19 protein-coding genes are annotated in these 24,147 nt (G+C 61.8%); 14 read left to right on the top strand and 5 right to left on the bottom strand.

The annotated features are described in order from the left end of the window. Nucleotides 1–244: 244 nt before the first annotated feature. The 12 genes from ACX3M4_RS22985 (at nt 245) to ACX3M4_RS23040 (ending at nt 14,501) form a co-directional block, all read left to right on the top strand. The gene (locus tag ACX3M4_RS22985; protein WP_459355292.1) at nt 245–2,563 is read left to right on the top strand and encodes a mechanosensitive ion channel domain-containing protein; all 2,319 of its coding nucleotides are present in this window, start codon (nt 245–247) and stop codon (nt 2,561–2,563) included. A 177-nt stretch (nt 2,564–2,740) separates the two neighbouring features. Next, the gene (gene glpD, locus ACX3M4_RS22990) at nt 2,741–4,261 is read left to right on the top strand and encodes a glycerol-3-phosphate dehydrogenase (protein WP_459355293.1); all 1,521 of its coding nucleotides are present in this window, start codon (nt 2,741–2,743) and stop codon (nt 4,259–4,261) included. Nucleotides 4,262–4,334: 73 nt separating this feature from the next. Next, the gene (gene glpK, locus ACX3M4_RS22995; protein ID WP_459355294.1) at nt 4,335–5,828 is read left to right on the top strand and encodes a glycerol kinase GlpK; all 1,494 of its coding nucleotides are present in this window, start codon (nt 4,335–4,337) and stop codon (nt 5,826–5,828) included. A 296-nt stretch (nt 5,829–6,124) separates the two neighbouring features. Beyond that, nucleotides 6,125–7,729: an ABC transporter substrate-binding protein gene (locus ACX3M4_RS23000; protein WP_459355295.1), complete on the top strand. Its 1,605-nt coding sequence runs from the start codon at nt 6,125–6,127 to the stop codon at nt 7,727–7,729. 119 nt (nt 7,730–7,848) lie between these two features. Continuing rightward, a complete protein-coding gene (locus ACX3M4_RS23005; RefSeq protein WP_459355296.1) occupies nt 7,849–8,856 on the top strand; it encodes an ABC transporter permease subunit in 1,008 nt (335 codons plus the stop codon). A gap of 16 nt (nt 8,857–8,872) precedes the next feature. Next, on the top strand, nt 8,873–9,802 hold the full coding sequence (locus tag ACX3M4_RS23010; RefSeq protein ID WP_459355297.1) for an ABC transporter permease subunit: 930 nt from the start codon (nt 8,873–8,875) through the stop codon (nt 9,800–9,802). A 3-nt stretch (nt 9,803–9,805) separates the two neighbouring features. Next, nucleotides 9,806–10,642, top strand: a complete 837-nt coding sequence (locus ACX3M4_RS23015; protein ID WP_459355298.1) for an ABC transporter ATP-binding protein — start codon at nt 9,806–9,808, stop codon at nt 10,640–10,642. A 3-nt stretch (nt 10,643–10,645) separates the two neighbouring features. Continuing rightward, nucleotides 10,646–11,476, top strand: coding sequence for a dipeptide ABC transporter ATP-binding protein (locus ACX3M4_RS23020; protein ID WP_459355299.1), 831 nt, complete (start codon nt 10,646–10,648; stop codon nt 11,474–11,476). Nucleotides 11,477–11,550: 74 nt separating this feature from the next. Beyond that, nucleotides 11,551–12,891, top strand: coding sequence for an MFS transporter (locus ACX3M4_RS23025; protein WP_459355300.1), 1,341 nt, complete (start codon nt 11,551–11,553; stop codon nt 12,889–12,891). Nucleotides 12,892–12,946: 55 nt separating this feature from the next. Beyond that, nucleotides 12,947–13,300 (top strand): ArsR/SmtB family transcription factor, encoded by a 354-nt coding sequence (locus tag ACX3M4_RS23030; protein WP_459355301.1) that lies wholly within the window; start codon nt 12,947–12,949, stop codon nt 13,298–13,300. A 24-nt stretch (nt 13,301–13,324) separates the two neighbouring features. Then, nucleotides 13,325–13,834 carry an arsenate reductase ArsC gene (locus tag ACX3M4_RS23035; protein WP_459355302.1) on the top strand — a complete coding sequence of 170 codons (510 nt, stop codon included), beginning with the start codon at nt 13,325–13,327 and terminating at the stop codon, nt 13,832–13,834. Beyond that, complete coding sequence (locus tag ACX3M4_RS23040; RefSeq protein ID WP_459355303.1) at nt 13,827–14,501, top strand: aquaporin; 675 nt, start codon at nt 13,827–13,829, stop codon at nt 14,499–14,501. Before ACX3M4_RS23035 ends, ACX3M4_RS23040 begins: the two co-directional genes overlap by 8 nt. A gap of 110 nt (nt 14,502–14,611) precedes the next feature. On the opposite strand, the gene ACX3M4_RS23045 is transcribed toward ACX3M4_RS23040, so the two are convergent. Continuing rightward, nucleotides 14,612–15,259, bottom strand: coding sequence for a GntR family transcriptional regulator (locus tag ACX3M4_RS23045; protein ID WP_459355304.1), 648 nt, complete (start codon nt 15,257–15,259; stop codon nt 14,612–14,614). A gap of 238 nt (nt 15,260–15,497) precedes the next feature. Between ACX3M4_RS23045 and ACX3M4_RS23050 the strand changes: the two genes are divergently transcribed. Continuing rightward, entirely contained in the window at nt 15,498–16,739 is a 1,242-nt protein-coding gene (locus ACX3M4_RS23050) for an NAD(P)/FAD-dependent oxidoreductase (protein ID WP_459355305.1), read from the top strand. 285 nt (nt 16,740–17,024) lie between these two features. On the opposite strand, the gene ACX3M4_RS23055 is transcribed toward ACX3M4_RS23050, so the two are convergent. Then, nucleotides 17,025–17,711, bottom strand: a complete 687-nt coding sequence (locus ACX3M4_RS23055; RefSeq protein ID WP_459355306.1) for a DUF2270 domain-containing protein — start codon at nt 17,709–17,711, stop codon at nt 17,025–17,027. A 129-nt stretch (nt 17,712–17,840) separates the two neighbouring features. Next, complete coding sequence (locus tag ACX3M4_RS23060) at nt 17,841–20,291, bottom strand: Tex family protein (RefSeq protein WP_459355307.1); 2,451 nt, start codon at nt 20,289–20,291, stop codon at nt 17,841–17,843. Nucleotides 20,292–20,743: 452 nt separating this feature from the next. Between ACX3M4_RS23060 and ACX3M4_RS23065 the strand changes: the two genes are divergently transcribed. Continuing rightward, nucleotides 20,744–21,394 (top strand): TetR/AcrR family transcriptional regulator, encoded by a 651-nt coding sequence (locus tag ACX3M4_RS23065; protein WP_459355308.1) that lies wholly within the window; start codon nt 20,744–20,746, stop codon nt 21,392–21,394. Here the strand turns inward: ACX3M4_RS23065 and ACX3M4_RS23070 are convergent. After that, the gene (locus tag ACX3M4_RS23070) at nt 21,378–22,499 is read right to left on the bottom strand and encodes an ATP-dependent DNA helicase (RefSeq protein ID WP_459355309.1); all 1,122 of its coding nucleotides are present in this window, start codon (nt 22,497–22,499) and stop codon (nt 21,378–21,380) included. The genes ACX3M4_RS23065 and ACX3M4_RS23070 overlap by 17 nt on opposite strands. Before the next feature lie 238 nt (nt 22,500–22,737). Next, a complete protein-coding gene (locus ACX3M4_RS23075) occupies nt 22,738–24,060 on the bottom strand; it encodes an NAD(P)/FAD-dependent oxidoreductase (RefSeq protein ID WP_459355310.1) in 1,323 nt (440 codons plus the stop codon). Nucleotides 24,061–24,147 lie beyond the last annotated feature (87 nt).

Here is a 24,147-nt window from a genome sequence, read left to right on the forward strand (position 1 = left end):
TGGGTAATGCAGTAGATTGCCCCTGCGTAAATTTGCAAAATTTGGTGATAAATCTGAAAAACACTGCCATTTCTGGTTATCGGCAAAGAGTTGCTACGATTAGCGGCTGTTATTCTTGATGTGATGTAAAAATTTTAATGAATTTCCGGCGAACCCTTTTCAGTGAGATGTTTTTCCCTATTGTCCTTGCCGGAGACCATGAGTTCACGCCCCAGGCCGATATTTGAAATGGAATGAATTTGACATGACGATCTTGCGCCTTTGTCTTATTGCCCTTTTTCTGGTGCAACTGACCCCGCTCTCGGCCCAGGAAGCGCCCGCTGCAGCAACTGCTGCCAGCAGTGCCGCACAGACAGACACAGGTCAGGCATCCGATATCGAGCAGGCCAACCAGGCCTTGATCAAGGTGTTGAACGATCCTGAAAGCCGGGCAGCCCTGATCGATCTACTGCAAAAAACCGATGGGTCGGCAGCGCAGACCGGAGGCGACAGCGCTGCCGCCCAGCAGCCGGCTGCAGCGGGGGAGACAGGTCAGTCAGCCACGCAGCCGCTGCATCAGGAGAATTTCGCGCTTCGGATCGGGGAATACACGCGAGTACTCGTCGACGATGCAGGTTTTCTGCTTGAGCAGGCGATGCGCTCTTTGAACGGTCTTGGCCTGATTGCGAGGGGCGAGATCCCGATCAAGTGGGAAAGGGCGCAGGAGATCTCGATCCAGGTCATTGTTGTCCTGATCGCAGCCTATGCGGGCTTTTTTGCGAGCCAGCTTGTCGCAAAACAGCTCTATCCGCGCATGTCTCTGCTGGCCCGCTATGGCGGCGGGCTGACCCGGAGTTTCGTTCTGGTTCTGACGTCGCTGGTCGATGCGGTTACTGTCGGCATCGGCTGGGCCGTCGGCAACGCGGCGGCGTTGTCCAGCTACGGTGGTTTCGTGACCGGGGTGACGCTGCCGGAGAGTCTCGCCCTCAATGCCTTCTTCCTCATCGGCATAGCGAATGTGTCGTTGCGGTTCGTCTTTGCCCCCGGACGCCCGGAGCTGCGCCTGCTTCCCTTCACCGACGAGAGTTCCCTTTACTGGTATCGGCGCTTGCGGCTGTTCATGTACTGGATCATCTTTGGGGTCTTCCTGGCCGTCCCGATCGCGAACATTGCCGTTTCCTTCGTTCTCGGCAACGCCCTGCGCTTTCTTGTCGTTCTTTTGGGCATGCTCTATCTCCTGGTGCTGGTTCACCGGAACAGGCAGAGGGTCTCGACCGGGGCAAACGATTACGCGCAGCATCTCAGCAGCGCGCTGGCCCGAAGAGGGCTGACGATGGCCGGCCGGTTCTGGCATCTGGCCGCCTACGGCTATATTGCCGCCGTCTTCATCATCTGGGTGACGCGTCCTTTCGATGCCACGACGATCATCCTGCGCGCCACCGGCCTCTCGATTCTGACGATCATGGCCGGCATGGCACTCTCCCTCGTGATGACAAGGGCGATCAAGGGCGGCATCCGTCTGCCCGAGGACGTCAACCGGACGCTGCCGGCGCTGCAATACCGGCTGAACGCCTTCGTGCCACGCCTTCTCAAGATCATTCGTTTCGCTGTCTTCCTCGCAACGGTTCTGCTGATCCTGGAAGTCTGGGGGGTGCTTACCGTCGTGGAGTGGTTCCTAACCGAGGCGGGTGTCGAGCTGCTCTCAAGCTACGGCTCGGCCTTTATGGTGCTGCTGGTTGCCTTTGTTGTCTGGCTGGCCGTGATGTCCTGGGTGGACCTGCGGCTACAGGAACGGTCCGGCCACATCGTGACCGCGCGGGAGCGGACGCTGTTCCAGCTGTTTCGCAACGCGTCGACCGTGGTCATCATCGTCATGGCCGCGCTGCTTTCCCTGTCGGAAATCGGCGTCGATATCGGCCCGCTCATCGCCGGTGCCGGCGTCGTCGGCCTGGCGATTTCCTTCGGTGCGCAGACGCTGGTGAAGGACATCATCACCGGAGCCTTCATTCAGATCGAGAACGCCATCAACGAAGGCGATGTCGTTACCGTTGCCGGGATCACGGGCACCGTCGAGGGCATTACGGTCCGGTCGCTGCGGATGCGCGACATTGACGGCACGACACATATCATTCCGTTCTCCTCCGTCGACATGGTCTCCAATTTCATGCGCGGCTTTTCCTACCACGTCGCCCTGATCGGGGTTGCCTACGACACGGACATCACGTTCGCCAAGGAGGCGATGCTGGAGGCGTTCCGGCGGCTGAAGGAAACCGACTTCGGGCCGAAGATCATCGGCGAATTCGAGATGCACGGCGTCACCAATTTCGGCGCGAGTTCCATCGATATCCGTGGCCGTATCAAGACGATACCGGGGGACCAGTGGTCTGTCGGGCGTGCCTATAACGAATTCGTCAAGCAGGTGTTCGACGAGCGCGATATCGAGATCCCGTTCCCGCAGGTCACCTATCACTCAGCCACCCCGCCCTTCGTCGAAGGTGGCAAGAAAGTGAAACAACGCGAGAAGCCGGAGGTCTCCAATGTCGTCTTCTCTGATGATGCGCCGCCGGACGATGGAGATAGATAGCAAAATCAACTGGTTGATTGATAAGTGCCCGAGAGGGGATGCCCCGGTACGGAGTAAAAGCCGTCCGGGGCGTTTTCATTCGGGCGCTCGAAAAATGTTGATTGAATTTCGAGAAGTTTCGTTTTAATTTCGCTTCACATCCAAATGCGCGACTACACACAAGCCGGGGACAGGTTCATGGCTGCGGATTACGATCTTCTGATCATCGGCGGGGGCATCAACGGAACGGGCATCGCCCGGGACGCCGTCGGCCGGGGCGCGACTGTCCTCCTGGTGGAAATGGGCGATCTTGCAGGAGCGACTTCTTCGGCGTCCACCAAGCTCATTCACGGCGGTCTGCGCTATCTGGAATATTACGAGTTCATGCTCGTGCGCAAAGCGCTGAAGGAGAGGGAAGTTCTCTGGCGGGCCGCTCCGCATATCGCTCATCCCCTGCGCTTCATCCTGCCCCATCACAAAGACCTGCGGCCTGCCTGGCTGCTGCGGCTCGGTCTCTTTCTCTATGACCATCTCGGCGGGCGTGAGCTGCTGCCGGCCACCAAGACCGTCCGCCTGGACCGGGCGCCGTTTGCACAGGGGTTGAAGAAGCTCTTCCGGAAGGGTTTTGAATATTCCGACTGCTGGGTGGACGATGCCCGGCTTGTTGTCCTGAACGCGCGCGATGCCGCCGACCGCGGCGCGGATGTCCTGACCCGCACCAAATGTGTCAGCGCACGCCGGGACGGCGACGTCTGGAAAGTGAGCCTGAAGGACCGGGCCACGGGCGAAGAGAAGACGGTGACCGCGAACGTGCTGGTCAATGCCGCCGGGCCCTGGGTTGCGGACATGCTGACGGGCGTGGTCGGGGCAAACAACAGTTCGAAGATCCGCCTCGTCAAGGGCAGCCACATCATCGTGCCGCGTCTCTTCGACCACGACCGCTGTTTCATCTTCCAGAATGGAGACGGCCGTATCGTCTTCACCATTCCCTATCAGGACGACTTCTCGGTGATCGGTACGACCGACGTGGATTTCGACGGCGACCTGGGCGAGGTCGAAATCTCACGGGACGAGATCGACTATCTCTGCAAGGCCGTCAGCGAGTATCTGGAAAAGCCGGTCACCCCGGCCGATGTCGTCAGCACCTATTCCGGCGTCAGGCCGCTCTTCGATGACGGTGCCAAGGACGCCAAGGCGGCCACGCGCGATTATGTGCTGGAACTCGACGGCGGTGGCGACAAGCCGCCGGTGCTGTCCGTTTTCGGTGGCAAGATCACGACGTACCGGGTGCTCGGCGAACAGGTTCTGGAAAAGCTGGAGCCCTATCTGCCGTTCAAGCGCGGGGTTTGGACTGCCTATGCGCCGCTGCCGGGCGGCGATTTCAGGGTGCAGGAATTCGGCACCGAAGTGGCGAAGCTGGAGACGGACTTTCCGTTCCTGGCAAAGAAATTCGCAACCCGCCTCATCCGTCAGTATGGCACGGATGCCCGCATGATCCTGGCGGAGGCGCAGCATCTGGACGATCTCGGCCGCTGCTTCGGGTACGATCTTTACGAGGCCGAGGTGAAGTGGCTGGTCGGCCGTGAATGGGCGCGCAGCGCAGAGGACATCCTGTGGCGGCGGACGAAGCTTGGTCTGAGGCTCAGCAAGGAGGAGGCTGCCGGGCTAAAGGACTACCTTGCCGGCTATCTTGCGCAAAAGTCCGGCGCTGCTGCATAGTTTTCAAAACACAACTGATGAGCTGCCGGCCGCGCCGGCAGCTTTCTTGACAGATAATATGGGGAGGTGCGCCATGGGCGGATGTGTTTTGGCGATTGACCAGGGCACGACGTCGAGCCGGGCAATTGTCTTCGGCGACGATTTCAGTCCGCTGAGCGTAGGTCAGCAGGAATTTCCGCAACATTTCCCGAAATCGGGTTGGGTCGAGCATTCCCCGGCCGACATCTGGACAAGCACGCTCCGGGTCTGCCGGGAGGCGATGGCCAGGACGCCGGAAGAGGGAGCTGCTGTCGCGGCCATCGGCATTACCAACCAGCGCGAGACAACCCTGGTCTGGGACCGGTCCACCGGCGAGCCTGTCTATAATGCCATCGTCTGGCAGGATCGCCGCACGGCGGACTTCTGCGCAAGGCTGCGCGGAGAGGGGCATGAAGCCACCTTTGCCGACAGGACGGGCCTGCTGCTCGACCCCTATTTTTCCGGCACCAAGATTGCCTGGATCCTCGACAACGTTGAGGGCGCCAGAGCCCGGGCGGAGCGCGGTGAGCTCGCCTTCGGCACGGTCGACACCTGGCTTATCTGGCAGCTGACCGGCGGCAAGGTGCATGCAACGGATGCCACCAATGCCTCGCGCACGCTGATCTACAATATCCACGACAATGCCTGGGATGCCGAACTGTGCCGGCTTCTCAACATTCCGCAGAGCCTGTTGCCGGAGGTGAAGGACAGCGCGGATGATTTCGGCATGACCGATCCGGAGCTCTTCGGGCGGGAAATCCCGATCCTTGGCGTCGCGGGCGACCAGCAGGCGGCGACGGTCGGACAGGCATGCTTCAAGCCGGGCATGGTGAAGTCCACCTACGGCACCGGCTGCTTTGCCATCATGAATACCGGCAAGACGCCGGTGAAATCGAACAACCGCATGCTGACGACGATCGCCTACCGGCTGAACGGCGAGACGACTTACGCACTGGAAGGTTCGATCTTCGTTGCCGGAGCTGCCGTGCAGTGGCTGCGCGACGGGCTCGGCCTCATCGAAAATGCGGGCGACACACAGGGCCTCGCCGAGGGCGCCGATCCGAATCAGGATGTCTACCTGGTGCCGGCCTTTGTCGGCCTCGGAGCGCCCTACTGGGATGCGGATGCCCGAGGGGCACTGTTCGGCCTGACGCGCAACACCGGCCCGAAGGAAATTGCCCGGGCGGTTCTGCAAAGCGTCGGCTACCAGACAAGCGACCTGGTGGAGGCCATGCAGGCGGACTGGCCGGATGCCGAACAGCCGGTGCTGAGGGTCGATGGCGGCATGACCGCTTCCGACTGGACCATGCAGTTTCTGGCCGACATTCTCGGCGCGCCGGTGGACCGGCCGACAGTCGCCGAGACCACCGCGCTTGGCGCGGCCTGGCTCGCCGGATCAAGGGCCGGAATGTGGCCGGGAGCCGACACGTTTTCGTCCAGGTGGAAGCTGCAAAAACGGTTCGAACCCCGGCTGGAGGAAAAAGAAAGGGCGCGTTTGCTGGCCGGTTGGAAAGACGCGGTCAAACGAACCCGCACTACGCAGGATTGAATGATTGAAAGGCTCTCGTTTTTTCGAGAGCCTTTTGTTTTCAGCAATTTATTCAAGCCTTGAAAATTGCTGCCGTTACGGTATTTGTTTTCAATAAGTAAACTCCGATGCGTTAAAAATTTACGGCAGCATCGCTTACCTAGCAAAAAAATTTCAAAAACTGAGCCAAATTAGAAATATGTTGGCAGTTGATTTTCTGCCAAAAAGACGCCTTAGTTTGCGCTGGCTTGGGCTTAACTCCATTGCACGAACCAACGATGCAAGGCCCAGCTCTTCATCAAGGGGAGAACAGTTTGATGAATTTCCAAAAAACCTTGAAGGCAACCCTTCTTGGCGCCAGCCTTGCTGTGATTGCAGCAACGGGTGCGAACGCAAAAAACCTGGTTTATTGCTCCGAAGGTTCGCCTGAAGGCTTCGATGCCGCGCTCTACACCGCCGGCACCACGTTCGACGCTTCTTCCAAGCCGATCTACAACCGGCTTGTCGAGTTCAAGCGCGGCACGACCGAAGTGCTTCCGGGCCTGGCAGAAAGCTGGGAAGTCTCCGAAGACGGCCTGGAATACACTTTCAAGCTGCGCCAGGGTGTGAAGTTCCACACCACCAGCTTCTTCACGCCGACCCGCGATTTCAACGCCGACGATGTGATCTTCACCTTCGAGCGCCAGCTGAAGGACGACAATCCGTGGCATGAATACACCGCCGGCACCGCGTGGGAGTATTTCGACGGCATGTCCATGCCGGACCTGATCAAGAGCATCGACAAGGTCGATGACTACACGGTCAAGTTCGTGCTGAACCGTCCGGAAGCACCGATGATCGCCAACCTGGCGATGGACTTCGCATCGGTCGTCTCCGCTGAATATGCCGCGCAGCTCGAAGCTGCCGGTACCAAGGAACAGCTGAACCAGCAGCCGGTCGGCACCGGCCCGTTCGCTTTTGTCGGCTACCAGAAGGACGCCGTGATCCGCTATGCGGCCCATGCCGACTACTGGGGTGGCAAGCAGCCGGTCGACAACCTGATCTTCGCGATCACTCCGGACGCAGCCGTGCGCCTGCAGAAGCTGAAGGCCGGCGAATGTCACGTCATGCCGTACCCGGCACCGGCGGACATTGCCGACATCAAGGCAGACGAAAGCCTGACGCTGATGGAACAGCAGGGCCTGAACGTCGGTTACCTCGCCTACAACGCCAAGCAGGCTCCGTTCGACAAGCCGGAAGTCCGCAAGGCGCTGAACCACGCCATCAACAAGCAGGCGATCCTTGACGCCGTGTTCCAGGGCTCCGGCCAGGCTGCGAAGAACCCGATCCCGCCGACCATGTGGTCCTACAACGACGCGGTCGAGGACGACGACTTCAACCCGGAACTGGCCAAGGAAATGCTGGCAGCTGCCGGCGTGTCCGACCTGTCCATGAAGATCTGGGCAATGCCGGTGCAGCGTCCGTACAACCCGAATGCCCGCCGCATGGCGGAAGTCATTCAGGCCGACTTCGCGAATATCGGCGTCAATGTCGAGATCGTTTCCTACGAATGGGGTGAATACCTGTCCCGTTCCAAGGATGTCGATCGCGACGGTGCCGTTCTGCTCGGCTGGACTGGCGACAATGGCGATCCGGACAACTTCCTGGCCGTTCTGCTCGGCTGTGACGGCGTCGGCGGTTCCAACCGCGCCCAGTGGTGCAACGAAGAGTTCGACAGCCTGATCAAGAAGGCCAAGACCGTGACCGACAAGGCAGAGCGCACGAAGCTCTACGAAGAGGCTCAGGTGGTCTTCAAGGAGCAGGCTCCGTGGGCAACCATCGCTCACTCCGTCGTCTTCATGCCGATGTCCTCCAAGGTCTCCGGCTACGTCATGGACCCGCTCGGTGGTCACTGGTTTGACGGCGTGGACATCGCGGAGTAAATCCGCCTAACTTAAAGGAGGCGCTGGCAGCAATGCCGGCGCCTTCGGACATTCAGACCGGCGGATTCTCTCCTTGTCACTAGGTCGGTTCCGCTGGTTCTTCATATCTGGAACCTGACATGCTTCGCTTTCTTCTAGGTCGACTCGGCCTGTTGATACCGACATTCATCGGCGTCACCCTCGTCGCCTTTTCGTTTATCCGCATGCTGCCCGGCGACCCGGCAGAGCTTCTCGCCGGCGAGCGCGGAATTTCCGATGAACGAAGGGCTCAGGTCCTTGGCCAGCTCGGCTTCGACAAACCGCTCTGGCAACAATATCTCGACTATGTCGCCGGCATCTTCCAAGGGGACCTTGGAACGTCCTTCGTTTCCAAGAAGCCTGTGCTCGACGAGTTCCTGACGCTGTTCCCGGCAACGGCCGAACTGGCCCTTTGCGCGATCATCATCGCGGTTTGCCTCGGTATCCCCGCGGGCATCTTCGCTGCCGTGAAGCGTGGTTCCGTCGCCGACCAGGCGATCATGGGCACCGCGCTGGTCGGCTATTCGATGCCGATCTTCTGGTGGGGCCTGCTCCTGATCATCCTCTTTTCCGGCATTCTCGGATGGACGCCCGTCTCGGGCCGCATCTCGCTGATGTTCTTCTTCCCGCAGGTCACCGGTTTCATGCTGATCGACAGTTTGCTCTCCGGAGAAAAAGGCGCGTTCCTGTCGGCGGTCCGTCACCTGATCCTGCCTTCGATCGTGCTGGCCACGATCCCGATGGCGGTGATTGCCCGCCAGACCCGGTCCGCGATGCTCGAGGTCCTGGGGGAAGACTATGTGCGCACGGCGCGTGCCAAGGGCTTGCCGCCGCGCTCTGTCATCGGCCTGCATGCGCTGCGCAACGCGCTTATTCCGGTGGTCACGACCATCGGCCTCCAGGTCGGTGTGCTGCTGGCCGGTGCGATCCTGACGGAAACCATCTTTTCCTGGCCGGGCATCGGCAAATGGCTCGTCGACAGCATTTCCCGCCGCGACTATTTCGTCGTGCAGGGCGGGCTGCTGCTGATCGCGGGCATCATCATGCTGGTCAATCTGATCGTGGACGTGCTCTACGGCCTGATCAATCCGCGCATCCGCCACAATTGAGCCGGGGACAAGAACAATGACAATGACCTCGCCGGCCGCCAAGGCCGATACCGCCAAACTCCAAGCGGAAAGCCGCAACGCCACCAAGGCGCAGCTGAAAGAGTTCTGGTACTACTTCTCGCAGAACAAGGGCGCGGTTGTCGGCCTTGTGGTCTTCATGCTGCTGGTGCTCATGGCGGTGTTCGCGCCACTGATTGCGCCGCACAGCCCGGATTTCCAGTACCGTGACAGTTTCCTCGTGCCACCGGTCTGGGAAGACGGCGGCAAGGCTGCATTCCTTCTGGGTACGGATGCCGTCGGCCGCGATATCCTGTCGCGCCTGATTTACGGTGCCCGCTTCTCGCTGTTCATCGGTGTCGTCGTCGTCACGATCGCCCTGGTGGGCGGTGTCGTCATCGGCCTCGTCGCCGGTTACATGCGCGGCATGACCGACACGCTGATCATGCGCGTCATGGACATCATCCTGGCCTTTCCGTCGCTGCTGCTGGCTCTGGTGCTCGTTGCCATCCTGGGGCCGGGGCTGATCAATGCCATGATCGCGATCGCCATCGTGCTACAGCCGCATTTCGTCCGCCTGACCCGCGCCGCCGTCCTTGGCGAGCGTACCCGAGACTATGTGGTCGCCGCGAAGGTTGCCGGTGCCGGCCACATGCGGCTGATGTTCAAGACAATCCTGCCGAACTGCCTGGCACCGCTGATCGTTCAGGCGACGCTGTCCTTCTCCAACGCGATCCTGGATGCGGCAGCCCTCGGCTTCCTCGGCATGGGCGCGCAGCCGCCCACACCCGAATGGGGCACGATGCTCGCCGAAGCGCGTGAGTTCATCCTGCGCGCCTGGTGGGTCGTGACGTTCCCGGGCCTTGCGATCCTCATCACCGTTCTTGCCATCAACCTGGTCGGCGACGGCCTGCGCGATGCGCTCGACCCGAAGCTGAAGAGGAGCTAAGCGATGCCGCTTCTTGAAATCAGAAACCTCAAGGTCGAGTTCGACACCGCCAAGGGGCCGTTCAAGGCACTCGACGGCGTCGACTACACGGTCGATGCCGGCGAAGTCCTGGCGATCGTCGGCGAATCCGGCTCCGGCAAGTCCGTTGCGATGCTCGCGACCATGGGCCTGTTGCCGAACACGGCGACGATCACCGCCGACAAGATGGAATTCGAGGGTCTCGATCTGCGCACCCTGTCCGCAAAGGACCGGCGCCGCGTGATCGGCAAGGACATCTCGATGATCTTCCAGGAGCCGATTGCCAGCCTCAATCCGTGCTTCACGGTCGGCTTCCAGCTTGGCGAAACTTTGAAGACGCATATGGGCCTCAAGGGCCGTCAGGCGAAGGACCGTGTGGTGGAACTGCTGACCTCCGTCGGCATTCCGAACCCGGCGGACCGGTTGTCGGCCTTCCCGCACCAGATGTCGGGCGGCCAGTGCCAGCGCGTGATGATCGCCATGGCGATTGCCTGTTCGCCGAAGCTGCTGATCGCCGACGAGCCGACGACTGCTCTCGATGTGACCATCCAGAAGCAGATCCTCGATCTGCTGGTGAAGCTGCAGCAGAAGTCCGGCATGGGCCTCATCATGATCACCCACGACATGGGTGTTGTGGCCGAGACCGCCGACCGCGTCATCGTGCAATACAAGGGCCGCAAGATGGAGGAGGCCGACGTGCTCTCTCTCTTCGAAAGCCCCAAGAACCCGTATACCAAGGCGCTGCTTTCGGCCCTGCCGGAAAATGCCACCGGCGACCGTCTGCCGACAGTCAGCGACTTTGCTGAAGCGGGAGGATTTTAAGTTATGTCTGGCGATGTGATCCTCAAGGTCCGCGACCTTTACCGCACCTATGACATCAAGGGCGGCATGTTCAGGAAGGCCTCCACCCTGACCGCCGTCAAGGGCGTCAACCTGGATGTGGAACGCGGCACGACGCTTGCCGTCGTCGGCGAAAGCGGCTGCGGCAAGTCGACCCTTGCCCGCATGCTGACCATGATCGACGCGCAGTCTTCCGGCAGCATCGAGATCGACGGCCTGCCGATCGATATCTCGCAAACCGGCATTTCGCGGGAAATGCGCCAGAAGGTGCAGATCGTCTTCCAGAACCCCTATGGTTCGCTGAACCCGCGCCAGAAGATCGGGCACGTCCTGGAAGAGCCGCTGCTTCTGAACACCACCATGCCGGCCGCCGAACGGCGGGACCTGGCGCTGGAAATGCTGATGAAGGTGGGCCTGCAGCCGGAACATTACGGCCGCTATCCGCACATGTTCTCCGGCGGTCAGCGTCAGCGCATCGCGATTGCCCGCGCCATCATGATGAAGCCGAAGCTGCTGGTGCTCGACGAGCCGGTTTCCGCGCTGGACCTTTCCGTCCAGGCGCAGATCCTGAACCTGCTGGCGGACCTTCAGGAAGAGATGGGCCTTACTTACGTCTTCATCTCCCACGACCTGTCGGTGGTGCGCTACATCGCCGACAAGGTGATGGTGATGTATTTCGGCGAAGTGGTCGAATACGGCACGCGGGACGAGGTCTTCGGCAATCCGCAGCACAGCTACACCAAGACCCTGTTCGCGGCGACGCCGAATGCGGATGTCGAAAGCATCAGGAAGCGACTGGCGGCGAAGGCGGCCTAACTCCGGGCAACCGGAGATATCCAGGTTCGCTTGAATGCGTTAGGCTCCCGAAGGATGACTTCGGGAGCCTTTTCATGCCGGCCATTACCGATACGAACCGCAAATGGTGGCTGCTTGGTGCCGTCAGCTGCGTGCTGGGGCTGGTGCTGCTGGACGAAACGGTCGTCGGCATCGCTCTTCCGACCATCCAGAAGGAATTTGCGCTTTCCAACAATGAAGCGCATTGGGTGGTGAATGCCTATCTCCTGACCTTTGCCTGTTTTGTTGCCGTCGGCGGCAAGCTCGCCGATCTCTACGGCGTGTTGCGTGTCTTCCTCATCGGACTGACGGTGTTTGCACTTTGCTCGGTTGCCTGCGGTTTTGCTCCGTCCGGCGGGGTTCTGATCGCTGCCCGGGCGTTGCAGGGCGTCGGAGCGGCGATCATCTTTCCGATCTTTCTTGCCATGGTCACCATGACCTTCGAAAAGAATGTGCGCGGGGCGGCCATTGCAACGACGGGTGCCGTCGGCACGACCTTCCTCGCGCTCGGCCCACTTGTCGGCGGTCTCTTTACCGACTTCCTGTCCTGGCGCTGGATTTTCTGGATCAATCCGGTCGTGTCGATCGCCGTCGCGGCCGTCATCACGCTCTCCTGGCGCGACATGCGGCGGCCCGCCGGCCAGCGGATCGACTGGGCCGGACTGATGCTGATCGCGGCCGGCATGTTCTGCCTCGTGTATGCGCTGATGGAAGCCGACGGTCTCGGCTGGGGCAGCCCGGTCATTTTGGCGCTGCTCGCCGCCGGCATTTTGCTGCTGGGTCTCTTCTGGCGGGTGGAAGGCCGGCTGGAGGCTCCGCTTGTCGAGGTCAAGCTGTTCTCCAGCCCGGTCTTCTCGGGCAGCAACCTGACCATCTTCACGGCGCAGTACGCCAAGATGCCGCTGTTTGTCTTCGTCGCCCTTTATGCGCAAACGGATCTGAAACTCAGTCCGTTCCTGGCGGGTGTCGTGGTGATGCTGGCACCCGCGCTGCAGCCTTTCACGGCGGCGGTCTGCGGCCGCCTGGCGGACAAGATCCCGAAACGGAGCCAGGTCCTGTTCGGTCTCGGCATTCTCTCGGTATCCTTCCTGTGGCTGGTGGCGACGCAAGCGGCGAACAATGTCTATCTGTTCGCGCCAGGTCTGCTGGTGGCTGGCCTTGCCTTTCCGTTCCTGTTCACTCCGACCCGGGCGGCAATTTCGGAAGCTTTGCCGGCACACAAGCACGGGCAGGGCGGCGGCATCGCCATGACGTCGCAGACCATCGGCGGGACGGTCGGTCTGGCGGTCTCCAGCGCGGCCTTCGCCATCGGTGGCTATGGCCTGGTCTTCGCGCTGACGGCGCTGCTTGCGGCGCTTGCCTACGTCTACGCCTTCTTTGCCTTCCGCAACGTGTAGCAGAAATTCCGAAAATGCCGGTTGCATTATTCGTTATTTCGAGTATTCTCGAATTATGGAAAAAGAAGACGCCCTGAACGCCTTGGCAGCGCTCGGTCAGGAAACGCGCCTCGACGTCTTTCGCCTTCTGGTGAAAGCCGGAAAAGAAGGCATGACCGCCGGTGCCATTTCAGATGCGCTCGATGTGCGTCCGAATACCCTGTCGACCCACCTGGGCGCCCTGTCCCGGTCCGGTCTCGTGCGGGCTGAACGGGACGGGCGTTCGATCTGTTATCGCGCAAGCCTGGAAACCATGCAGGTTCTCGTGACCTATCTGCTGCAGGACTGCTGTGGCGGAAATCCGGAGCTGTGCGCACCGATCGCATCCATGGCGGCGAGCGCCGGATGCCGTACGGACGATGCCTGCTAAAGCTTGGCAAAAGGTGGGATTTTTATGCGGAATGCTCTTATTCTTTGCACGGCCAATTCGGCACGTTCGGTTTTAGGCGAAGCGTTGTTGCGCCATCTTGGCCAGGGCCGGTTCCAGACTTTCTCCGCCGGCTCAACGCCGAGGGGAACCGTCAACCCGGATGCACTCGCCTGCCTGAGGCGCCACGGTCTGCCGTCGGACGGCTTCCGCTCCAAGAGCTGGGAAGAGTTCGCCGGCGTGGACGCACCCAAAATGGATCTCATCATCACCGTCTGCGACAACGCCGCGGGGGAAGCCTGCCCGGTCTGGCCGGGACATCCGCTGGTCGTGCATTGGGGTATCCCGGATCCGGCGAGTGTGGACGGGGACGATGCTGCCCGAGGCGCTGCCTTCGACCTTGCCTACGAGCGCCTGGAACGCCGGATCAACAGCATGCTGGCACTTGGTGACGATGTCTTTACGGCGCCGGACGGCAAGGCCCGCCTGACTGCCATCGGTGCAACTGCCGACAACCAGGATCTCACGCATGTCTGACTTCACGCTTTCCCGGCGGCTGACCGCCGAGGCGCTCGGCACCGCCATGCTCGTCGGCACGGTCGTCGGCTCCGGCATCATGGCCGACAAGCTCTCCGACGATGTCGCCGTCTCGCTGCTCGGCAACACCCTCCCGACCGGAGCCATCCTTGTGGTGCTGATCACCATTCTCGGGCCGATCTCCGGGGCCCATTTCAACCCGGCCGTCACCTTCGTCTTCTGGCTGCGGCGCGAACTGGCGCTGGCGGTCGCCGCAGCCTATGTCGGCGCACAGATCCTGGGCGGCATCTGTGGTTCGCTTGTCGCCCATGTGATGTTCGAGCTGCCCGTCCTGCAGGCTTCGGAAACCGTTCGCACGGGCGGAGGGCAATGGGTGGCGGAAGTGGTGGCGACTTTCGGGCTGCTGGCAAGCATCCTCGCCGGTATCCGCTTCAATGCGGCGGCCGTGCCCTGGCTGGTCGGGCTTTATATCACCGCTGCCTACTGGTTCACCGCCTCGACATCCTTTGCCAATCCGGCCGTCGCGATCGCGCGCAGTTTCACCAACACCTTCTCCGGCATCCGGCCGGTTGACCTGCCGGGTTTCATCGCGGCGGAGCTTGCCGGAGCCGTCCTGGCGTTGGTGCTGTTTTCCTGGCTTCTGAAATCGAGCACCGCGAAAAGATAAGCTTCTGGAAAGCGTGTCACGTTCATTCGAATTCACGTAACCCGCTTTCTCTCTCTTTTTGAAGCACGTCCTGCTGCGAAAAACCGGTACCCGCTTTTTCGCGACGCGCTCTAGCCGACGCCGCTCACGAGGGTGGTGGCCTGGCGGCGCAGATACAGCATGAGGTTTTCCGCATGGTCCATGGCGGCGTTGACGTCGCCCTGGGCGATGGCGCGCATCACCTCCATGTGGCTCCAGGCGGCAGGATTGAGATCCGCCTCGCCGAAGTGCCGGTACCAGAACCGGCGGCTCTGGGTCTGAAGCGGAGCGAGCGCCTGGGTCGCGAAGGGATTGCAGGCTGCCGCCGCGACGGCCTCGTCGAAGGCCTTGTCCAGGCGCAGGTAGGTCTCGACCTCGGCGCCGGCGGCAGCTTCCCGCATATCAACGGCGATGGTCTCCAGTGTCTTCCGCTCTGCCTTGCTGGCTAGCCTCGCTGCCAGGCCCGCGACAAGGCGCTCCAACGCATGACGCGCCTCGAGCACCTTGATGAAATCGGACGGGTTCATCTCGGCGACGATGATGCCGAGCCGCGGACGGATGGTCAGCAGACCTTCCCAGCTGAGCCGCTGGATCGCCTCGCGAATGGGAGTCCGGCCAAGACCCAGGCGGTGGGTGAGCGAGGCTTCGGTGATGGCAGCCCCCGGCCGCAGTTTCAGGGTGACAATGTCTTCCTCCAGCCGGCGATAGGCGAGGGCGGATTGACTGCGGTCTGCCGTCATCGGTTTGGCTTTCGTATAGTTTTGATCTTCTTCTGATATATCAGAGGCGGGTCAAGATGGCGACACTCTCGGTCAATTCGCTGCGACCCTGAAACGCTTGATGGCCTGTGACGGCAAAGCACTTGCCGTCGGGCTGCAAATAAGCTCTGACATGGGGAGATTTTTGGCGAAAACCCCACTGCACCAATAGCAAGTGCAATGACCTTCGCGCGAACAAGCGCCACGGAAGGGCTTTTGAATGAGCAAGGGATACGTCCATGTCCTCGGAGCGGGCATTGTTGGTCTGGCGGCAGCCGCCAGCCTCGTCCAGCGGGGCTACAAGGTTACGGTGCTGGACCGGGAAGGGCCGGCGGCAGGCGCCAGCCAGGGCAATGCCGCCGCCATCGCCTGGACAGACGTGGCGCCCATGGCCTCGCCGGGGCTTTGGAAACAGGCGCTCAAATGGCTTGCCGATCCGCTCGGGCCGCTTGCCGTGCGCCCGGCCTATGCCTTGCAGATCCTGCCCTGGATGCTGCGCTTCCTGGCAGCCTCCAACTCCGCCCAGGTGGCGCGGGGCACGCGGGCACTGGTCGCGCTGAACGGTGCGGCGCTGCCCGCATGGGAAAGGCTGTGGTGGGTCTCCGGCACACACAACCAGGTGCGACGGGACGGCTGTCTGGAGCTCTTCGACACGGAAGCCTCCCTCCGGTCCTGCCGCGCCGGCTGGGACGAGCAGCGGCACTATGGCGTCCGCGTCGAGGAACTGAGTTCAGACGCCTTGCGGGAGATCGAGCCGGATCTTTCGGACCGGGTCGTTGGCGGCGCGCTGGTGCCGGATTGGGTGCAGGTGGACGAGCCGAAAGTGCTGTGCCTGACGATAGCGGACTGGCTGAAAGCCGAAGGTGTCGAGTTCAAGACCGGCGAAGCCGACCGTCTGGTTCCGCGTCCCGATGGCTGCGACATTCTGCTGAAGGACGGCAAACAGATGTCCGCGGGCAAGCTGGTGCTTGCCTGCGGTGCCTGGTCCGGACGGCTCGCGCGCCAGCTTGGCGACCGCATTCCGCTCGACACGGAGCGCGGCTACAACATCACGGTTCCCCAGCCGGGCGTACGGGTGAACCGCATGATCATGCTGCCGGGGCATGGGTTTGTGATGACGCCGCTATCGACCGGTCTTCGTGTCGGCGGCGCGGTCGAATTCGGCGGACTGCACCTGGCGCCGAACTGGAAGCGGGTCGATGCCATGGTGGCAAAAGCGCGGTTGTTCTATCCGAAACTGGACGCAGAAGGCGGAACGCGCTGGATGGGCTTCCGGCCGTCGCTGCCGGACAGCCTGCCGGTGATCTCGCCGGCGTCGCGGCACGAGCATATCTTCTATGCCTTCGGCCACGCCCATCACGGCCTGACCCAGTCGGCGATCACAGGAGAGGTCATAGCCGACATGATCGACGGTATGCGCCCGTCGATCGACCCGGCTCCGTACCGGGCGGACCGGTTTTGAGGTGGAAGTAACCTGGGGTAATTGCGACACTTCAAGATTGTGACGATGTCATCGTTGGGCGGATTGAAAGCAGTCTTTGGAAAGGCTTTAAGCCAACTCAGGCGTCACCCCGGGCGACCGAAGGGAGGCCCGGGGCCTACTCGTTTCCAGCGAGCTGCGACGGACAACAAGTTGTGACGAAAAGTCCGGCGTATCGGCAAGCGGCACAGCGAGTGGGCCCCGGATCTTCGCTTCGCTCGTCCGGGGTGACGGCTCACCTGTTTTAATGCAGAGACACCGCGAAACTCACACCTGCGGCATCGGCGAGTGGCCGGCCTTGCGGTATCGACGGTCGAGCCGCAGGGTGTAGATGGCAAAGACAACCCAGCTTGTGTGGAAGACCAGCCCGGCGAGGATGACGAACCATCCGGGGATCGGACCGATGGCGGCGCGCTGGAAGGCTTCCGCGAAACTCGTCAGCGGCACCGGGTGGATGGCGACCTTGCCGTAATAGGCGACCGCCTGGATCGCCAGGATCCAGGAATAGTTCGATCTCAGCCGCCGTCCCGCCGCCCGCAACAGGGAGATATGGTAGTGCGGCATCTCGTAGTCTTCGGCAAGCAACCGCGCCCAGCGGCCGTCGACCGGCACCTTGCGGCCATGGAGAATGGGGGCATAGAGATCGGACTCCAGCAGCCGGGCACGGGCGCGGAACATGTTGTAATAGCGGTAGCGGCGCGCTTCGAAGACCAGGAAAACGGATACGAGCAGACCAACCAGAACCATCGGCAGCGGCGACGCCTCGACGTTGGAAAAGGTCGCCGACAACGCGATGCCGGTGGTGACGACGGCCCAGTTGGTGGTGTTGTCGAGACGGGTGCGCCAATGGGTGCTGCGGAACACCTCGGCGCGATAAAGATGCGCCAGGGCGGTCAGCGTGCCGGAATCCATGTCCTGCTTGGGCCACTCCTTCGGAGCATCTTCCTCGCTCATGCGCCTAGCCTCGCATGTGTGTCTTTAAAAGAACTTAGGGCTGATTTGCGCGATGGTCGAGCCCCCGCAAAACCATTCGGGGATTGGTGTCGCCGTCCGGCGGCAAAGGACGCTGGACGGCGAAGCAAATCACTTCCGCTTCTTGTTCATGGCCGCAGCCAGTGCCGCCGCCAGGGCATTGTTGCCGCCATCCCCGCCGGAGGTTTTCGGTGCTCCGCCCTGCGGCCGGTTTCCGCCCGGGCCGTGGTTGTTCGGCCCGCGCCCGCCCTGCGGACGATTGCCACCCGGGCCGCGTCCGCCTGCGCCGCCCCGGTCCTGGACCGCACGTTCACGCTGGCCCTGGTAATCGACAGCGGACTTCATGGTCATGGAGATGCGCTTGCGCGGCACGTCCACTTCCAGGATGGTCACCTTGACGATGTCGCCGGCCTTGACGACCTTGTGCGGGTCGTCGACGAAACGGTCCGCCAGCTGGGACACATGCACCAGCCCGTCCTGGTGCACGCCGACATCGACGAACGCCCCGAAATTGGTGACGTTGGTAACCGTGCCTTCCAGCTTCATGCCCGGCTTCAGGTCGGAGATTTCCTCGACGCCTTCCTGCAGTGCGGCGGTCTTGAACTCCGGACGCGGGTCGCGGCCCGGCTTTTCCAGTTCCGACAGGATGTCCCTGACCGTCGGCAGACCGAATTTCTCATCGGTGAATTCTGACGGATCGAGGCCTTTCAGCAGCGAGGCATCGCCCATGATCTGGCGCACGTCCCGGCCACACGCCTTCACGATGCGTTTTGCCAGCGGATAGGCTTCCGGGTGCACGGAAGAGGCGTCCAGCGGCTCCTTGCCGTCGTTGATGCGCAGGAAACCGGCACAAAGCTCAAAGGCCTTGGCGCCGAGGCGCGGCACTTCCTTCAGCTGCGAGCGGCTGTTGAAACGGCCGATGGAGTCCCGGTGTTCGACAACGGCCTTGGCAAGGCTGTCGGAGAGGCCGGAAATACGCGACAGCAAGGCCGGGGAGGCGGTGTTGAGATCCACACCGACGGCGTTCACGGCATCTTCCACCACCGCGTCGAGGGCGCGGGCAAGCCGGGTCTGGTTGACGTCGTGCTGGTACTGGCCGACGCCGATGGATTTCGGCTCGATCTTGACGAGTTCGGCCAGCGGGTCCTGCAGGCGGCGGGCGATGGAGGCCGCACCGCGCAGCGACACGTCGACATCCGGCATTTCCTTCGCCGCCAGTTCGGAGGCGGAATAGACCGAGGCGCCGGCCTCGTTGACGATGACCTTCACCGGCCGCTGCGCTGCCGGAATGTCGGCCAGCACATCGCCGGCCAGCTTGTCGGTCTCGCGGCTGGCGGTGCCGTTGCCGATGGCAATCAGGCCGACCTTGTGTTTGGCAATCAGGGCCAGCAGTGCCGCGCGGGAGCCGGAGACGTCGTTGCGCGGCTGGAACGGATAGATGGTGGCCGTCTCCACCAGCTTGCCGGTCGCATCGACGACGGCAACCTTGACGCCGGTGCGGATGCCGGGATCGAGGCCGAGCGTCGACTTGGCACCGGCGGGTGCGGCCAGCAGCAGGTCTTTGAGGTTGCGGGCAAAGACCTGGATCGCCTCTTCCTCGGCCTTGTCGCGCAGGACGCCCATCAGGTCGAGTTCCAGGTGCAGCGCCAGCTTCACCTTCCAGGCAAAGCGCGCGGCTTCCATCAGCCACTTGTCAGCGGGACGGCCCCGGTCGGCGATGGCATAGGTGTCGGCAACCATCTTCACCGCCGGCAGCAGCGGTGAGACGTCGTCGGCATCGACAGTGAGATCGACGGAAAGAACGCCTTCGTTGCGGCCGCGGAACAGGGCCAGTGCACGGTGGCTCGGGATCTTCGACCATTGTTCGGAATAGTCGAAATAGTCGGCGAATTTGGCGCCCTTGTCGGCCATGCCGTCGATCAGCTTCGACTGGACGACACCGCGTTCCTCGACATAACGGCGAAGACGGCCGACCAGCCCGGCATTTTCGGCAAACCGTTCCATCAGGATCTGGCGGGCACCGTCGAGGGCGGCCTTGGTGTCGGCGACCTCCTTGGCCGGATCGACAAATGCGGTGGCTTCCGCTTCCGGATCCTTCGTCGGATCGCCAAGCAGCAGGTCAGCGAGCGGTTCCAGACCGGCCTCGCGGGCGATCTGCGCCTTGGTGCGGCGTTTCTTCTTGAAGGGGAGGTAAATGTCCTCAAGCTGCGATTTGGTGTCGGCCGCCTGGATGCCGGCGACGAGGTCGGGGGTCAGCTTGCCCTGTTCGTCGATGGATTTGATGATCGCGGCGCGGCGGTCCTCCATCTCTCGCAGGTAGACCAGGCGCTCTTCCAGCTTGCGCAGCTGGGTATCGTCGAGGCCGCCGGTCGCCTCCTTGCGGTAGCGGGCGATGAAGGGCACGGTCGAGCCTTCGTCGAGCATCTGGACCGTCGCGTTGACCTGCCCGGCCTTGCAGCCGATTTCATCGGCGATCCGGTTGGCGATGCGCAGCGCGATCTCGGCCGGCAGCAATGTCTTTGTGGAGGTCTGGTTCAGGTCGGTTGTCGGTTCGGTGGCCATTTACGCGGGTGCTTTCAATGGTGAAAATCTGAGCCGCAGACGATAATCCGCCTCAAGGGAGCGGAAAAGAGACCGGGGCACTCCGTCCACCGGCAAATGCCGATTGACCTGCATGAGCGCGCCGGACCAGGTGCCATTTTACCCAATGAAGAGCCCGATCGGCCGGTTTCTTGCAAATAATTGCATTTGGACTACACTCATTGGTTGAAATTAGGGTGGTTCCTGTACGGATTGCAACAAATTGCGTATTTTCCAATCGGGAAGAGTGGTTATTCTTTAAGCAGAGCACCGTGGTCGAGTGGGCTCCCGTGCGAAAATGACAGCACGCGGATCGGCTGGCGGCAACCGTTCTACCGGGATTGATTTTCGAACCAGATATGCGGCGCAGACTGGAATGACAATCCAAGCTGGAACGACTGGGAAACGCGGTTTGTTATAGGGAGTACAGACCGATGGCACGCGGGCGGCCGAGAAAGATTAATACCCGGGATGCGCTTCACTCCGTGATGATCGCCTTCTGGCAGAACGGTTACTCGGGCACGTCGATGAGCGAGCTCTCCGAAGTTTCCGGCATGGCGAAGCCGGGGCTCTATGCCGCCTTCGGCGACAAGGAGTCCATGTTCGAAAAGGCATTGCTGCACTATTTCGAGAATTACGGCGGTCCGGTCTTTGCCAGGCTTAATCGGGCCGAGAAAAACGTCATTGACGATTTCCGGGATTTTCTGGGTGCGGTTGCCGACCTGTCGGTCGACACAAATACCCCTGCCGGATGTTTTCTCGTCAATGCCCTGGTCGATTGCACCTATGGCACAGACCGTCACCGGGAAGTGGTGACCGGCCTTCGTGAGAGCCGCTACAACGCCATCCGGGAGCGTGTTCTGAAGGCGGTTGCCGCGGGTGAGATGCCTGATGATACGGATGTCGACCGGACGGCGACCTTTGTCGATGGACAGTTTTCGGCGGTCGCATTGCTCGGGCGCAGCGGCAGCACCGGGGCGGATCTGAAGACATTTGTCGAGACCGCGCTGCAAGCCTTGCCCGGATACAGCGTCTTGTCCGGTTTCGACGAGCCCGACCGGCCAGCTCCTATTTTACGACAGTAATCCGTTCCGCCGCCCTTGTGACGGCGGTATAGAGCCAGCGGCTCTTGTGTTCGCGGAAGGCCCAGCTTTCGTCGAAGAGCACGACGCTGTCCCATTGCGAGCCCTGCGCCTTGTGGACGGTCAGGGCATAGCCGTAGTCGAACTCCTCGGCCTTGCGGCGAATGGCGTAGGGAATGGCCTCGGCGCCTTCCTCGAACATGGCCGGCAGCACCTTTACCTTCACCGCTGTCCGGGAGAGTTCGTCTTCGGAGGTGACGTCGAAGCGCAGCGTGTTGCCGCGTGGCGGGCGCAGCTGTTTTACTGTCCAAAGGCCGCCGTTCAACAGGCCCTTGGTCTTGTCGTTCCTGAGGCACACCAGCTTGTCGCCGACGGCCGGCATCGGCGTGGTGAAGTCCTTCAGTTCGCGGATGCGGGCATTATAGAGCCGGCGGGTCTTGTTGGTGCCGACCAGCACCTGGTCTGCAGCCAGGATCTGGTCCTTGTCGATCTCGCGGCGGTGAATGACCTTGCTCTCACCGAAAATGCCGTAGTCGAGCCCGCCACCGTCCCGGATTGTCATGGACATGCGCACGATCGGATTGTCCTGGGCCTGGCGGTGGACTTCCGTCAGCATCACGTCCGGCTCGGCCTCGGTGAAATACCCGCCGCCCTTGACCGGCGGCAGCTGTGCCGGGTCGCCGAGCACGAGGACTGGCGTGCCGAAGGACAGAAGATCTTTGCCGAGTTCCTCGTCCACCATGGAGCATTCGTCGATGACGATCAGGCTGGCGGTTGCCGCCTGGCTGTCCCGTTTGATCGCGAACTGCGGCCCGGCATCGTCGTCATCGTCGTCGAGGTCCTCTTCCTCCTTGGCTGAGCGGGGACGGTAGATGAGCGAATGGATGGTGCCGGCATCCTCGCAGCCCTTCTGGCGCAGCACATGGGCGGCCTTGCCGGTGAAGGCGCCAAAGCACACATCGCCGTCGATGCCTTCCGCCAGATGACGGGCGAGAGTGGTCTTGCCGGTACCCGCAAAGCCGAACAGGCGGAACACCTGCCGGTCGCCGCGCTTCAGCCAGGCGGCGGCTTCTTTCAGGGCATCGTCTTGTTGCGGGGACCAGGCCACGGAGCGCTCCTTCAGGATCAGACCCGGTTGCTTACCCTGAATTGTGCGATTCGACCACGGCGGATGTTGGGGTGCGGCGCGTCAGCTGCTTCCTTTTCGACCTCATCCTGAGGAGGACCAAAGGTCCGTCTCGATGGATGGGCCGCTTGCTCCGGAGTATGCCGCCCATCCTTCGAGACGCGAGCGGGCTCGCTCCTCAGGATGAGGTCGAAATGGAGGAAGTTCTCCAGTACGAGTCCTATCCCAGCACCGAAAACGAACTCTCCTTCGTCAATTCGCGCAGGCGGGAGAAGGTGGCGGTGTTGAGGGTGTGGTCGACATGCTGCAGCGGGAACTGCAGCGGCCTTGCGTCGTGGTCGTTGCCGGCCTCGCAATAGGCGATGAGGTCGCTCATCAGCCGTCCGGCAACGGTGGCGTTCTTGAACTGGTTGCCGCTGGTGCCGATGGCCAGGTAATAGCCGTCGACATTTGTCCGGTCGTAGATCGGCAGCCAGTCGTCGGAGGCGTCATAAAGCGCGGCAACGCCGACCGGGTGCTGCGAGACGCCGAGATCCGGCAGGCGCTGCGAATAGCGGTAGGCATAGGTGAGGCCGCGATCGGTGATGTCCATGCGGAAATCGTCCGGGTCTTCCACCAGATGCGGATCGCAGGCCGGGTTCTGGCTGCCGATCATCAGCTGGCCGCCACCGCTCGGTTTCACATAGACCGAGATGTCGTTGTCGGAGACGATCAGGCCTTGGCGCGAATAGTTCATCGCTTCGGGCGGGGCGATCTGGACCACTTCCTGGCGCAGCGGCCGGTGGCCGATCCGAAGGCCCGTTTCGCCTTCCAGCAGCGCGTTGACCTTGCCGGAATGTGGACCAGCCACGTTGATGACGATGCTTGCCGGAATATGTTCGCCGCTTTCGCAGAGGACGCCCGTCACCCGGTTGTTCTCGACGGGGATCTTCACGACCTTGGTCTTGAAGCGGAATTCGGCCCCGAGGAGGCTCGCGGCGTCTTTCAGATTGCGCGCGGCGATCTGCGGATCGTCGATATAGCCGCCCTTAGGGAAGAAGACGCCGCCAGGAAGGGCGCCGCCGGTCGGCATGCCGAAGTCGTCGTCTTCCATGGTCTTGGCCGGGGCGTAGCAGTCGAGATTGTAACCGGGTAGTTCCTGACGGATCCTGTCCGCCGACCAGTTCTCATAGGGAATACCGAGCGCGTCGGCATGTTCAAGCACATGCTTCTGGTAATTGTCGGCGGCCGTCTTCATCACCAGGGTGCCGGTCTCGATGAAATTGGCGAGTTCCGAGGCGTCTTCCGTTTCGAGGTAAGCCTGCCAGTTCTTCCAGTCGTGATAGCCTTCAAGAGCCATCGCCGTGCCGTCGCGCGTCGAATAGTAGGTGCGGATCACCGCGGCCGAACTGGACGTCGAGCCGTAACCGGCTGCGGGCAGGGCATCGACATTCAGTGTTTTGTAGCCCTTGCGGGTGAGGGACAGGGTGATGGCGCAGCCGATGATACCCGCGCCGATGATGATGGCGTCAAAGCGTGGCGCTGATTCGGTCGCGGTGGGCATGGCTGTCCTTCCTGTGGCTGGACCCCCAGAACATGCGAGAGGCAGTCCTTTGTCCATAGTTGAAACCGCCACTTGCTGTTCCGATAC

The sequence above is a fragment of the Roseibium sp. M-1 genome (genome assembly GCF_054515675.1).